Origin of the sequence: Paenibacillus sp. 32O-W, assembly GCF_007679495.1 — a bacterium.
GTDB classification, from domain to species: domain Bacteria; phylum Bacillota; class Bacilli; order Paenibacillales; family NBRC-103111; genus Paenibacillus_L; species Paenibacillus_L residui.
Genome location: NZ_VEGP01000069.1, coordinates 16788 through 31294 on the forward strand (window position 1 = coordinate 16788; position 14507 = coordinate 31294).

Consider the following 14507-nt stretch of genomic DNA (forward strand, 5'->3'; position numbering starts at 1 on the left):
CGGCTCATAAGTCCATTCCGCGGGACCAGGGCACCGATTTGCACCCACCACCGGCTCTCTGCCAGCCCTCGGCTCCCCGCGTACTCTTCTTAATCTCAGCCTTTAAAATATATATCATCATATTCTATCGCTTAACTTTTTGTCAAATGCTTTTCAGCCATATCCATAAACCGAAGCCAATCATCCCCCACAAGATCAATCCGATCAAAACACCCGCTACCATCCCTTTGCCTACCGATCCTTCTGCCTGTTCCCCCGGTTCCATCTTTGCTCCCACTCCGGCTTCCACTTCCGCTTTTTGCACCGCTTCCTGCTTTTCTGTTGATTCCAGCTTTACTTCCATTTCTGCTGTTAATTCTAGCTCTGAGTTCCCTGCCGATTCCGCTACTTTTCCATCTCCGGCTCTCCCATCGGTTTCTAGCTGTAGCTGTGCTTCTCCTGCTTCTGTTTCTTGCTCTGCATTTCGTTCTGCCTCAGACCCCACCTCTGCTTCTCCTGCCTCTGCTACTGCTTCTAGCTCAGTTATTGCTCCACACTCAGCTTTTTCTGCCCCGGCCCCGTCTGTCATTTCAACTCCTACCTTAGCCTCGGCATTCGTCGCTGTCTCTTCTGCTTTTACCATATTTGCATCTGGTTTTGCTTTTGCTTTTGCTTCTGCCTCTGATTCTGTTTCTAGCACTATTTCTTCTGCCTCTGTTTCCAACTCTGCATTCGTTTCGGTTCCCGCTATTTTTCTGCCTTCTGCTTCTGCTTCTACTTCTGCTTCTGCTTCTACTTCCGTTTCTACTTTTTCTCTTTCCGCTCCCGTTCCAGACTTGCCCTCCTTGTTCATGTAAACCCCTCCCTGGAATACAAAACAACCCTTAAGCCTCAACAATGACAGCTCGTCCGATACGCGAAGTCTTTTCTATCATCCAATTTCCGTTTCCGTTAGTCTGTTCCTGAAATTCATTTTGGGATAGATCGCATGCTTATACGTTCCGTTTTCCTAAAAATAACTATATTTCATTATATTCATTATTTTCTTTTAAAGTCCGTCCAATGATTGAAAATGATGCTCTTACTTAAAAATGAAGCCAATCCGGAATTTATCAGGTATAATACAGTTGATAAATAATGTCATACTTCCGCGCGTCAGTAACCAGGTTACGTTAGCGAACCGCTGGACCTGCACTAGTCCGGGTCCCTGTTTTTGTAATCTTAAGGTTGATCTACGAATATCTTTTACCCTTTAAAACAGCATCACAATCGTCTAGTTAGGGAGTGTCAGTAACTCGAAGAGTATATCGAAAAAGGAGAGGGCTTATGAATTCTCTGGTTGCGGTCATTGGAACCGTATTTGTCGATTGCAAAGGCTTTGCTAAAGAAGCTTATCATAGCTCGTCCCGGAATTTGGGGACCATTCAGTTCGTGCATGGAGGAGTCGGACGCAACGTAGCGGAAAATATTGCCCGTATCGGGCTCCCCACTATGTTCGTAAGCACCTACGACTTAAGTGGTGTAGGGAAAGAAGTGCCTGCCCGCTTGCAGGAAATCGGCGTCAACCTGAAGTATTTGCAGGGAGTGGACAACGGCGGAATGGGGATGTGGCTTGCCATCCTAGATGAGCATGGCGATCTGGCCGGATCGATCTCGCAAATGCCGGATTTGCAGCATCTGGCTCGCATCATTGAAGAGAGCGGAGAGGAAATCGTCCGTTCCTGCAGCCATCTGGTCCTGGAATTGGATTTGAACGAAGCGATCTCCCGTCAAATGCTAAACCTGGCTAAACCGCATAACAAACCTGTCTATGGAATTCCCGGAAATCTGGATGTCATCGGCCAACACCCTGATTTACTGCAAAGCTTGGAATGCTTCATATGTAATCATTACGAAGCCGGCAAGCTGCTCGGAAGCGATCTAACCCAAATGCAGCCGGACGAAATGATTCCACTGCTGAAGAAGTTTGTGGACTCCAACGGCATGCGTTCCATGGTCATTACTTTGGGAGAACAAGGCTGCATCTACTACGATTCCGCTGCCGGAGAGTCCGGGCACCAACCCGCTCAGCCAGTCCAAATGGTCGATTCCACCGGAGCTGGAGACGCCTTCTTCTCCGGCACGGTATCCGGACTCGTCCAAGGCCTTCCCTTGTCCACTGCCGTCCAATACGGAACTAAAATAGCCGCATGGACCATCGAATCCGCCGAAAGCACCTGCCTCACTCTGGGCGAAAAGATTCGGGAGGATGAGTTTTTTCGGGGGTTGGGGTAAAGAAAAAGAGACTCTTAAGAGAGTCTCTTTTTCTATTAATAAGCATTCTTATTCACAAATCCGTTCCAAATGGTTTTGTAAATAATTTTAATATCAAATAAGAATGTCCAATTTTCTATATAATAAATATCGTGATTAATGCGATCTTCAATGGAAGTATCACCCCTTAGACCGTTGCTCTGTGCCCAACCCGTAATGCCAGGACGAATATGATGCTTAACCATATATTTGGGAACTTCTTCCTTAAACTGCTCTACAAAATACGGACGTTCCGGCCTGGGACCGACAACACTCATATGTCCGACCAACACATTAAAAAACTGTGGAAGCTCATCCAGGCTGGTTCTGCGCAAGAAAGCACCGAACGCGGTTCGTCGAGGATCATTTTCAGTCGTCCACTGGGTGTCCGAATCCTTCTCATTCATCACTTTCATCGTTCTAAACTTATACATTGGAAAAGTCCTTCGATTCAGACCTACCCTTTCCTGTTTAAAAATGATGGGGCCCGGAGAAGTTAGTTTAATGCCTAGAGCAATAAGAAGCATAACCGGCAAAGTAATCATGATGGCCGCCAGAGAAAAAACGATATCGAACGATCTTTTCAATATCCGATTCGTGAGGTTATCCAGTGGAATATCCCTTACATTAATAAGAGGAATTCCCGCAAAATTATCGAAATTGGGCCTTGCAGGCAGGTAGTCAAAGAAATCAGGGATAATCATTGTCCGGACCCCTGCTTTTTCACAAGTGGAAATGATGCTGCCATATTTGTCATGGGCCGCCAATGGAAGCGCAATGATCACTTCATCGATCGGCATGTTATTAAGTTTATCCTCTAATTCATCAATCGTTCCAAGAATGGGTTTGTAGTTTAGGGCGGTATCTTCATGCGTTTTCAAAAAATCATCTAAAAAGCCTACAACTTCGAAACCAAGCTCCGGGTATTTCTGTAAGTTAGCATAAAAACGTCTTCCCAAGCTTCCAGCTCCCAGAATCAATACAAACTGCTTGTTAAACCCTTTTTCCCTAAGCTTCTTTAACCAGATCTTAATGTAATAGCGGTAGAAACCGAGAAAAGTAATGCTTGTAATTAAATACATAGCCAGCATCTCTCGGGAAATATGTACTTCTTTAAAAATAAAGAGGAAGCTGAGCAAAGCCAAGAAGCTGATAACCTGAATTTGTATGATTTTATAAGCCTCGTAAGCAAACCGCTTTTTACGTTTCGGTGTATAAAATCCGGTAAAAAAACCAAAAGCGATGCAAAGGAATCCGTATATTAAGCTCCATAATAGATAGGTCTGGAAAGAAAGAGTGCCTCCGGATTCAATCCAACCTGACTTAAATTTAAGCCAGTAGGCGGCCAAAAATGCGATTTGAATGACAACAAGATCGCAAAATGCATAAATTTTGGACAATACACTTTGATTCCCGCGAATCACTGTTTCTTCACCTCGCCCTCGCCAAACCATTCTTTAAAACAGCTAAAGCCAGCTTTAATCCGATTCCCCCATAAACCAATAAATTCGTTGGCAGGGAGTATCTTAAACGAAAATGCTTACGATGGAATAAATACATGGCTCTATGAAACTCATAGACAATCTTTAATGGTTTCTTCCGGCTGCTGGCTCCCTTATAATGGATAATATGAGTCTTGGGATAATAATAATTAGTCCAACCGGCCTGCTTAATCCGATAGCACCAATCTACGTCTTCCCCATACATGAAGAACTGCTCATCCAACAGGCCTACCTCATCGATCGCTTTACGCCGGACAAGCATAAAAGCACCGACGAGACAATCTACCGGATACTCCTCGTCCGGATTCAAGTATCCTAATTGATATTGATTGAACCTGGGAACATGCGGAAAGAGCTTGGAAATTCCAAACGCGTAGTAAAAAGATGCTGAAGGTGTAGGAAAACCTCTTCGGCATGCCTTATCCAGGGAACCATCGGGAAGTATTACCTTGCAGCCGCTCGCTCCGACATCCGGATGCTCATCCATAAAACGAACCATAATTTCTAATGTATCTGTCTGAACAATCGTATCTGAATTAAGAAGAAGAATGTATCTGCCTGTGGCGATCCTCATTCCTTGATTATTTGCTTTCGCAAATCCGACATTCTCCTGATTTTCAATCAATTGAACCTGCGGAAATTCTTCCCGGATCTTCTCGACAGAAGAATCCGAAGAGGCATTATCTATGAGGATTACTTCAAATTGATACCCGGTCCTCGAGGCATAGACCGACCTTAACGCTTTCAAGGTCAGCTCACGGGTATTGTAATTTAATATAATAATACTTAAATCCATTAAAAATCACCTAATCCATTATAGCATGAATTGAAGGTGATTTCGGCTTATTGGAAAAAAGAGTAGATTTTTTGTAATTCTTTTTTACGATTTTGCTGAATTATTGACCTTTGTCTTCTTAACGGTCCCCATTCCTTTAATACCGACTTCCATGCTTTTAGCAAGCCTGGTTCTCGAAGAATAACATAGGATAAACTTGCGAGCTCATATAAAGTTATAAAAGGCAAGTGTTTAAGAATATAAGCCGGGTGGTCGTTCTTGATCATCATTCTATATCTATTGATATAAGAATACTGTCTAATAAACAAAGGCTGCTTCTTTCGATTCCCAGCCTTCCATCCACGTTCATGATAAGCAGACGCTTCCGGTACGAAAACCGCTTTCCATCCGTATATTTGAGCGCGCCAAGCCACATCCACATCTTCCTTATAGGCAAAAAAATTCTCGTCATAAAATTGCCCTTCTATACTTATATCCATTATCATCCGACGAGAATAAAGGGCTGCTGCACCGGACACTCCAAATATTTCTTTTCTTTGATCCCATTGATACCTTGATGTTCCAGCCCCACGATCAAACGCTCTCCTCGCCTTATTCATAACAAGGCCAGTGCTGTCAACCAGATCAGGAGTTGACTTTAAAAGCAGCTTCCCAGTAGCGCTGCCAATTTCCGGTTTATCTTCTACTTCCTCCATTAATTCACGAACATAATCCGGATGCAGGACTACATCCGGATTTAGTACTAGGCAATAGTCGCTATTGCTTATTCGCATTGCATGATTATGTGCAGGGGCGAAACCTACGTTTACTTTATTTTGCACCAAGTGAATTCGATCTAGATACTTTTCAAGAAGTTGGATGGTGGTATCGTGTGAATTATTATCTATTACTATAACCTGTTGAATAGGATACGATTGTTGCAATACTGCCTCCAAACAAGCCTCAATATCAGATTCACTATTATAAGTAACTATATGAATACTGACCGTTTTCATGGTTTTAGACCCTTATATTGTTTCATAAAATCACTAAGCGCTTCACGCCACGGACGAAGATCGTTAAACCCATTCGTTCGAATAGCTAAATGTTCCATTACGGAATATTTAGGCCGTGGTGCTGGTCTTGGGAACTCGTCCGTTGTACAAGGTTCAACTTGAGTAGACATTCCAGCTTCTTCAAAAATGGCTTTTGCAAATTCAAACCAAGAACAAACCCCGGTATTAGATGCATGATAAATGCCATAATGCTCTGTTTTAATTAAATCTTGGATAAAATAGCTTAAATCTACTGTATAGGTTGGAGAACCTGTCTGATCATTCACAACTTTTAGTGAATCTTTTTCCGAACCAACCTTGATCATGGTTTTAACAAAATTATGGCCATATAATCCGTACACCCAAGAAGTTCGTACAATAAAATATTTTGAACATAATGTTTGAATCAGTATTTCCCCTGCACGTTTAGATTTACCGTAGACTCCCTGTGGGTTTGTATTATCATATTCTCGATACGGGACTGAAGACTCCCCATCAAACACATAATCAGTACTAATGTAGCAGACTTTAGACCCTATTTTCTCGGCGACTACTGCAATGTTGCGACTTCCAATTGCATTTACTTTATATGCTGCATCCTCATCGGATTCGGCTTTGTCTACAGCCGTGTACGCAGCTGCATGAACGATCACATCAGGTTTAATGGAGGATATTATTTCCGTGCATAGGTCTGCATTGGTTACATCGAGATCGTTTCTGTTCATTCCGTAAACTTCGGCGTTTTGCCCCAGAATAGAGACCAGATCTTTCCCTAGTTGTCCGTTCGCACCTGTGATCAGCACCTTCATGTTATTCATTCGCAATTCGTGTCCCATATTGCTTTTCATAATAAGCCTGGTATTCTCCCGAAATTATATTTTTCCACCAGTCTTGATTATTTAAATACCATTTGATCGTTTCTTTAATTCCCGTTTCAAAATGATACTTGGGCTTCCAGCCAAGCACCGTTGTAATTTTAGTGGCATCAATACCGTATCTGCGGTCATGCCCGGGCCTGTCTTTTACATAAGTAATCAATGACTCGGGTTTACCTAGCTCCCGAAGTACTGTTTTTACGATTTCTATATTTGTTCTCTCATTATTGCCGCCAATATTGTAGACTTCACCATTCTTTCCATTATGAATCACCAAATCAATCGCAGAGCAGTGATCCTCTACGTATAACCAATCGCGAACATTGAGTCCGTCACCGTAAATAGGAAGCGTCTGATCATTCAATGCACGTGAGATCATTAACGGAATTAGCTTCTCGGGAAACTGATAGGGGCCGTAGTTATTGGAACAGCGAGTGATGTTGACTGGTAAGCCGTAGGTTTCATGGTACGCTCTTACCAGAAGATCCCCTCCTGCTTTACTAGAGGAATATGGGCTATTGGGCGCTAGGGGCGTTTCTTCTGTAAACAAACCCGTTTCGCCTAAAGTGCCATAGACTTCGTCGGTAGATACCTGTACGAATTTAGTAACATTATACTTTTTGGCCGCTTCCAAGAGCACCTGTGTACCCACCACATTCGTTTCTACAAATATCCCCGGATTGGTTATACTGCGATCCACATGAGATTCGGCCGCAAAATTTACTACTACATCAATTCCCTGTTGAAACAATCCTTCTACCAGATGACTATCTGCAATATTTCCTTTTACGAATGTATAATTTGAACGACCCTCAATCCCATTTAAACTCTCCAGATTCCCGGCATAAGTTAAAGCATCCAAATTAATTAGTTCGTAACTGGGGTATTTATTAAGCATATAATGAATAAAGTTGCTTCCTATAAAGCCGGCTCCACCGGTAACCAATAGCTTCATTATTCTCACCTACTCAAAATTATTCTCAGCCTTACTTAATACTGGATGCTTCTCATCCTTCTCCGAAAGAATCGGCTTAGACACTGGCCAATCAATTCCTAGCTCCGGATCGTTCCACAAAATACCACGGTCGTATTCAGGAGCATAATATTCGTCTACCTTATAAAGAACCTCGGAATTAGGTACTAGTGTACAAAAACCGTGGGCAAAGCCCTTAGGAACAAGCAGTTGACGCTTGTTGCTTGCGCTTAATATCACACCTACCCATTGACCGAATGTTGGGGAACTCTTCCGTATATCAACAACTACATCGTAAATTGCTCCAGCAGTAACCCGTACCAATTTTGTCTGTGCCTTAGGATTTAATTGATAATGTAGACCTCGAAGCACCCCCGCTTCAACGGACAAGGAGTGATTGTCCTGTACAAATGAATAATTTAAACTTAATTCTTTCAATTTTTTGTCGCTATAACTTTCCATAAAAAAACCACGATGATCACCATGAACGGCAGGTTCCAAAATGACAACCCCACTTAACTTGGTCTCTATTTTGTTCATCTTCTACCCTCCCTTTAAATTTTTAGCACACCAAATTCTTCACCAAATACGATCTCTTTGGCCAATTCGTTGGCATAAGCTAAAGAAGCATGAGTCCCCGCATCGGTCCACCAGCCCTTAAGAATATCATAGGTTAACTCATTTCTCTGAATATAGGCATTGTTAACATCGGTAATCTCTAGCTCCCCTCGCCCTGATGGTTTCAAAGTTTTGACGATGTTAAACACATTAGAATCATACATATATATTCCAGTCACTGCGTAATTGCTTTTAGGATGTGCCGGTTTCTCTTCAATCGATATTATTTTATCCCCATCTAACTCAGGCACTCCGTACCTTTGCGGATCATGAACTTGCTGAAGGAGAACTTTCGCTCCCGTTCGCTGCTCCCGAAAATTTTGTACATACGAAGCAATACTATCGGAAAAAACATTATCCCCCAGTATAACTACCATTTGACTGTCTCCAACAAATTGCTCAGCTAATCCAAGAGCTTGGGCTATCCCGCCGGCTTCATCCTGAACTTTATATGTAAAAGATACGCCGAGATCAGTCCCGCTTCCCAAAAGATTAACAACATCGCCCATATGATCCTTGCCTGTGACAATTAAAATATCTTGGATATCGGCTTCTTTGAGCTTATGAACTGCATGAAAAATCATAGGATATTTGCCAACCGGCAATAAGTGTTTATTGGTGATTTTAGTGAGAGGATAAAGACGAGATCCTGTTCCTCCTGCAAGAATGATTCCTTTCATCATAAGGCCTCCAATATTATGTTATGTTTTATAAAAAAGACTTTAGAAAAAAACAAAACGCTCTGAAGGTAGTAAAATTAGCCTATCATGTCTAATTCTCTGTGTAAAGCCTAAGCACCATAACTTAAATGAAATATACAATTTCGAGAAAGCATACTCAGTCTTTCGCCAAGTCAATTATGATCCCATCATGTTTCCTTCCGATAACTACAACTAAACATATTGCAGATAAGTAAGAGATTATTGAATATGGGAACTGATTTGTTAGCAAAAAGCACTACCATTTGTCTGACTTGAAAGAAATAACTTAGTTATTGCATAAATACTATTCTCCAAAGTATATTATAACACATTGATCAGATATATATATTTAATAGAAGATTGTACATCGTATAAAACATCTCAATTCATGCTCCAAATTTTTTATCGTTAATTGCTTGAGCAGGATGGCTCCTTTCTCTGAACAAATCTTTTAAGGATACACCATACAAATTTAGCCATTCTTTAAATTGTTTTACCTTAATAACTTTATTTTTTTGAATGAATTTCCGCTTATTCATCATCGGAATAATGTTCTTCCAAGTATCAATATGAGACTTAAGCATTATTTGTATAATTTTAAATATACTAACGTCTCTTGCCAATTCAGCTGTTGTTCCTTCATTCTTCAATAAACTTTTAATCTGGAAGATATATCTTTTTATAGTAAAAAAAGGGTTTAGCCACAATAAGTATCCCGGGTAGTTTTTCATAACAACCCAGAAATGGTTTCTTTCAACCAAATAAGCCTTAAATGGGGAAAACTTTCCTGCCGTTTCGGAATAGCGATGATAGACAATTGAATCCGCTACAAAAATACATCGCCAGCCAAACAACTGTAATCGTAACCCTAAATCAGTATCCTCACAATAACAAAAGAAATCTTCGTCAAACAATCCCACTTCATCTAACGCTTTTTTTCTGTATATCGCAGCGCATCCACTGGGAATTAAGATTTCTCTTGTTTCATTAAAAGAATCAACGCCTTCTTCCCTACCCTTTCCTCTTGACATTCCATCATTTGTAAGAAGTAGCCCTGCCGAGTCCATCACACTTCTATTGTTATATGATATTATCTTACATGCTGCACTTCCTAAAGCGGGATTCCCTTCCATAATTGCCACTACCTTTTCTAACCAATCTGGTCGAGCAACGGCATCATTATTTAGCAAGGCAACATATTTACCTGAACATTTCCTTATAGCAACATTATTGCCCCTAGCAAAACCTAAGTTTTCTTTAGAAGTTATAAGGTTTATTCTTGCTGAATATTCCTTCAATAAATGTACAGAATTGTCCGTAGAATTATTATCTAGGACAACAATTTCTATTTTTTTATATGATTGGTTAAAAACAGATAATAGGCATTCTTCCAAGAACTTTTCTCCGTTATAATTAACAATAACAACGGAAACAAGAGGAGAAGACATTATACCCACCTCAACTCTTACTTCTTTTAGATCGACTCAATTGCTTAAGTAATAATACTATATGGGGTAGAGCAGGTATTGCTATTAAACCCAACAAACTGTAGGCAATTACTTTACTTCCTATAATAGGAAACATTACTTCAGTGGAAGAATATCCCCAAATCATTAAAACCGATAACATTGATACTTCAGTTGTTCCTTGCCCCCCTGGTATTAAGCTAATAATTCCAATTATCATACCTATACTATGAATGATAACTATTTTTGAAAAACCAATATTTATATTAAATGTTTGAAACATTGTAAACAAAAAATAAAACTCTAATGCAATACAAATACCGGAAATGATTCCATTTGATATACCTATTTTTTTTTGTTTAAATAGTAACAAAAAACCTTCTCTAAAATTTGTTAGCAACATTTCCAATTTGGGTATTTTATTTTTAATTATCGAAAGAGTGAATATTATTATAAAAAAAAGAATCACAAATCCGAGTAAGTAAATGAGGCTATTCTGATTGAAAATAAAATATTCATTTAGCATTCCTGCGTTAAAAAAAATATATGCTGCCAAAAAGTATAACAAAACAAAAAATAACTCAATTAATTTATCAACAAATAATGTTGGTAGGATAAGACTTATATCAAGGCCATATCTTGCTTTTAATATACTCGATAATAATATCTCACCTGCTCTTCCGGGAATGAACGCACCAGTTAATTGGCTTGCTCCAGTAAAGGAACAAGCATCCTTAATTGTAATCTTATTATAAAAATTTACTATGTTTCTTAGTTTAAATGCTCTCAGAACTACTACCAACAAATATGAGACTATTGTTAGAAATAAATAAAAATACTCTAGTCCCATAAAAACATGCTTTTTTATTCCATAAATCACAAATAAAATTATAAGCGCACTTAAGTAACATAGGATCGCTATTAAAATTCCTTTGGTTCTCATTGTATTATCTTCACTTTCGGCAGACTCTTATTGGAATTACCGCAAAATTTTCCTTCTCTAACTTTTTACTTTTTATCTTCTTTTTTTTGATTAAAACTCTCACTTAAATTTCGCAATTTTTCTTTCATTATTCCAACTTCTTGTGTTAAGTTTTTAATTTTTTCAGAAGCTTTTGAGAGTGCAATAGTTAATGAGAAAATAATCATTAATGAAAATGCTATTCCTAAAAAAAATAAAGCATTAACGGAAAGTTCTATTCCCATGAATAGCGAGACCATTTGTAGTAATTTAGGGAAACAAGATAAAATTAAAAGTGCAATGTTTACAAATACCCACAACAAAGAATATTTTAATTCCAGTCTATATTTTTTAACCAAATTAAGAGTAAATAACAGACTTAATCCCGTGAATAAAATTAATAAAACTTGCAATTTTAAACTTATCATTAAGAATCACCCAATTGGTTTACTGGTGTCTTTTTCCGAAAAATATCAATCAAAATAGCCAATGTCACTTTAATCATATAATAAATAGAACGTATCCAATTAATAGAGGAAGTCCCCTCTCGTCTTTCGCTCATTATCACAGGAACTTCCAATACTTTAAGATTATTTCTCGACAAAATAATTATTGCTTCAGGTTCTGGATAATCAACCGGATACCGTTGTGAAAAAAGCTTAATTACTTTTTTGTTACCAGCCCTAAATCCCGAAGTAGGATCAGTGATTTTTTGTTGGGTTAATAATTCAATTAATCTACTAAAGTATTTTATTCCTAATCTTCTTAAAAAGGTAGATTGAAAACCTTGTTTTTCAAGGTATCTAGAACCTATGACCATATCTGCTTTTTCTTGTAGAATAGGTTGTATAATATCATTAAGATACTCGGGTCTATGTTGGCCATCCCCATCTACTTGAATGGCTATGTCATACCCGTTTTCGTCTGCATATTTATATCCGGTTTGTACAGCTCCTCCAATGCCTAGGTTACATGGAAGATCTATTACTTTTATATTTAGTTCTTTACAAATTGTAGAGGTATCATCATCCGAGCAATCGTTAATAATGATAATATCAAAATTAAAATTGTCTATTATCTTCAATTGATTTATTAAATTTTTGATATTCTTTGCTTCATTGTAAGCAGGAATAATGACTAATGATTTCACTACTATCCTCCTCCATACAAAATTCATTTTAATCGTTAACCCGATAAATATATAAATTATCTTGTGGTATAAAATCAATTTGTTGTAATACCGGATAATTTAAGCTAATAGGGGATAATACATATTTAATGTCTGCCTTTGATAAATCTTTATAGTTTAAGTAGACGGTAATGGCATCAGGATGATCCAACTGAAAATATGTTTTACCATCAATTATTGATACTTTTACATGGGCGTAGCGATTATAAATATTACTATACTCCATATTTTCATCAAGTTTTCTCCACATATCTAGATCGGGATAAAAATGCACACTATTAAATGTTTTTACTCCCAAAGAAAGAAGAAATTGTCCGTTAACTAAACTATCAACTGCTACCCACTTTCTTTTAGGGAATTCTTCATATAATTTAGTAATTTTCATAGCAGCAACTTTATTATATATCGAATCAGTTCCCTTTGCTAAAGGATTAACAGTTGCACCAGAAATTATTATAAGAGTAAGCATAAGCATACTAAAATATTTCAATTTCCCTTTTAAAATGAGTAGGTTTAATACTAGAAAGAAGCCGAGAGTGAATATCATATATTTATTAGTTAAATAATCACTCATGTCAGTGAAGGTGAGAGAAATTAAGTAAACCGCACATATTAAAGTAACTAGTACTAAACTTTGAATATTTGAGAATGGCTTCTGTTTAACTAAAATTGAAATCATCCATATTGATAGGTAAGTTGCAGTAAGTCCAAAGGTTATTCCAGCTAATCGCTCTTCAGGAACAAATGAAAATAAAGTTAGTTTGGCAATAATTTCGGGATATTTAAATATAAGCCACGAAAATTGGAAAATTAAGTAACCAAATAAACTATAAAACAGCCCCTTATTTGCACCTACTTTTTTCACAATGAAGATAATTATAAATATAAATAATGGAAAAAAATTAATGAAGGAGCTAACTTCACTGTTGTTCTTAAAATTTACTTCTTTAAAAGGTAAAAGCCAACTTATTAGATAATACTGCAGTTCTGCTAAGTTAAACTCTCCCCCATGAGAAATTCTTTTCCCTGGGTATGCAGTTCCAAGCATTAACTGAATATCATTGTAAGAAGAGTATATGAATGAAACTATGGTAACAATAAGTAAAGATAGACAGGTAGCTGCGGCTAGAATTTCTTTCTTATTAATTAAAAGTTGCTTAATCTCCGATTTTAAAATATAACCAATAAATATGAGAGTAAGAAAACCTAAAGGAACTTGAACAGCAGGATAAAGAGTAAGTATATAGCCTATTGCACATATTGTAAATAAAAACATGAATAGAATTCTATTCCTTAACTTATCCTTATTAGTTGTATAGTAATAACTGGAAACTATTAGACCTTGAGAATATATTATTAATTCAACCACTGCCGTTGAGTACCACCACTGTATTGCAGGTGAGAGCGTAATCCATATACTACCCAACAACGCAATCTTTCTGTTATTAGTTATAAAACGACAAATTTCGAAAGAAAGTAATATTAGAGCTAATAATTTTGAATACCATAACCAAGATAAACCACGCTCCATACCTAACAATAAAAATCCCCAGTTAAATGGTTTTCCAATAGTTTCAATACTAAACGTGGGCGCATTAGCCAAGACCATATTCTGCCCATCAGATCTAATATTATCATTAATTTTAGGATAAAATTTCTCATGATTACTCTGAGCTAATGCATATGGACTTTGAACTAACCATTCATCACTTCTTATTGCTCTATTTTTACCTACTATTGTTGTAGTCTTGGTTTCATCAACTTTTGCGGTAATGTAATTATCCCACATGCCGATAGATGAACCATGGAATCTAAATACTACAAGTAATATAAAAACAACCAAGGCTATTCTATACCTGTTTCTAATAATAAAGTCTATATGCCTATTTATTATCAAGTAGGCAATATACGCTAAGATAATTAGATAAATAGATAACAATATTTTTCCGATATGCCAATTAAATTTTATATTTTTATTAAGTAGAATTTTACTTATCGTTACAACTTCGCCAGCCTTATTAGTTGGATCAATTCGCAAATCTTTAACATGAATTCGGAATGTAGCCTAGCCAAAATCTGAGAGATTCACGTTGTGACAAGGCATTTTCGTCATAAAAAGTT

General features: G+C 37.7%; 14 protein-coding genes and 1 other annotated feature (1 of these 15 only partly in view). Of the genes, 1 reads left to right on the forward strand and 13 read right to left on the reverse strand.

The annotated features are described in order from the left end of the window. Positions 1-106: a binding site (T-box leader), on the reverse strand; it reaches 213 nt to the left of the window's first position. Positions 107-142: 36 nt separating this feature from the next. Beyond that, the gene (locus tag FS806_RS21035; RefSeq protein WP_144940554.1) at positions 143-832 is read right to left on the reverse strand and encodes a hypothetical protein; all 690 of its coding nucleotides are present in this window, start codon (positions 830-832) and stop codon (positions 143-145) included. Positions 833-1305: 473 nt separating this feature from the next. Between FS806_RS21035 and FS806_RS21040 the strand changes: the two genes are divergently transcribed. After that, a complete protein-coding gene (locus FS806_RS21040; protein WP_144940556.1) occupies positions 1306-2253 on the forward strand; it encodes a carbohydrate kinase family protein in 948 nt (315 codons plus the stop codon). 35 nt (positions 2254-2288) lie between these two features. Here the strand turns inward: FS806_RS21040 and FS806_RS21045 are convergent, their stop codons facing one another. The 12 genes from FS806_RS21045 to FS806_RS21100 form a co-directional block, all read right to left on the reverse strand. After that, positions 2289-3695: an undecaprenyl-phosphate glucose phosphotransferase gene (locus tag FS806_RS21045; protein WP_144940557.1), complete on the reverse strand. Its 1407-nt coding sequence runs from the start codon at positions 3693-3695 to the stop codon at positions 2289-2291. Between the two features lie 7 nt (positions 3696-3702). Next, positions 3703-4569, reverse strand: coding sequence for a glycosyltransferase family 2 protein (locus tag FS806_RS21050; protein ID WP_144940559.1), 867 nt, complete (start codon positions 4567-4569; stop codon positions 3703-3705). 47 nt (positions 4570-4616) lie between these two features. Continuing rightward, positions 4617-5564, reverse strand: coding sequence for a glycosyltransferase family 2 protein (locus FS806_RS21055; RefSeq protein ID WP_144940561.1), 948 nt, complete (start codon positions 5562-5564; stop codon positions 4617-4619). Continuing rightward, positions 5561-6412 carry a dTDP-4-dehydrorhamnose reductase gene (rfbD, locus tag FS806_RS21060; RefSeq protein ID WP_144940581.1) on the reverse strand — a complete coding sequence of 284 codons (852 nt, stop codon included), beginning with the start codon at positions 6410-6412 and terminating at the stop codon, positions 5561-5563. Before rfbD ends, FS806_RS21055 begins: the two co-directional genes overlap by 4 nt. A 1-nt stretch (position 6413) precedes the next feature. Next, positions 6414-7433, reverse strand: a complete 1020-nt coding sequence (gene rfbB / locus FS806_RS21065; RefSeq protein WP_144940563.1) for a dTDP-glucose 4,6-dehydratase — start codon at positions 7431-7433, stop codon at positions 6414-6416. A 9-nt stretch (positions 7434-7442) separates the two neighbouring features. Next, complete coding sequence (gene rfbC, locus FS806_RS21070) at positions 7443-7991, reverse strand: dTDP-4-dehydrorhamnose 3,5-epimerase (RefSeq protein ID WP_144940565.1); 549 nt, start codon at positions 7989-7991, stop codon at positions 7443-7445. A 14-nt stretch (positions 7992-8005) separates the two neighbouring features. After that, on the reverse strand, positions 8006-8749 hold the full coding sequence (locus tag FS806_RS21075; RefSeq protein ID WP_144940567.1) for a sugar phosphate nucleotidyltransferase: 744 nt from the start codon (positions 8747-8749) through the stop codon (positions 8006-8008). A gap of 407 nt (positions 8750-9156) precedes the next feature. Further along, the gene (locus FS806_RS21080) at positions 9157-10218 is read right to left on the reverse strand and encodes a glycosyltransferase family 2 protein (protein WP_144940569.1); all 1062 of its coding nucleotides are present in this window, start codon (positions 10216-10218) and stop codon (positions 9157-9159) included. 10 nt (positions 10219-10228) lie between these two features. Further along, a complete protein-coding gene (locus FS806_RS21085; protein ID WP_144940571.1) occupies positions 10229-11179 on the reverse strand; it encodes a lysylphosphatidylglycerol synthase transmembrane domain-containing protein in 951 nt (316 codons plus the stop codon). Between the two features lie 65 nt (positions 11180-11244). Beyond that, entirely contained in the window at positions 11245-11625 is a 381-nt protein-coding gene (locus FS806_RS21090) for a DUF2304 domain-containing protein (protein WP_144940573.1), read from the reverse strand. Further along, complete coding sequence (locus tag FS806_RS21095; protein WP_144940575.1) at positions 11625-12347, reverse strand: glycosyltransferase family 2 protein; 723 nt, start codon at positions 12345-12347, stop codon at positions 11625-11627. The genes FS806_RS21090 and FS806_RS21095 overlap by 1 nt, the downstream gene beginning before the upstream one ends. Positions 12348-12375: 28 nt before the next feature. Then, complete coding sequence (locus tag FS806_RS21100) at positions 12376-14424, reverse strand: DUF7657 domain-containing protein (protein ID WP_144940577.1); 2049 nt, start codon at positions 14422-14424, stop codon at positions 12376-12378. Positions 14425-14507: the final 83 nt, after the last annotated feature.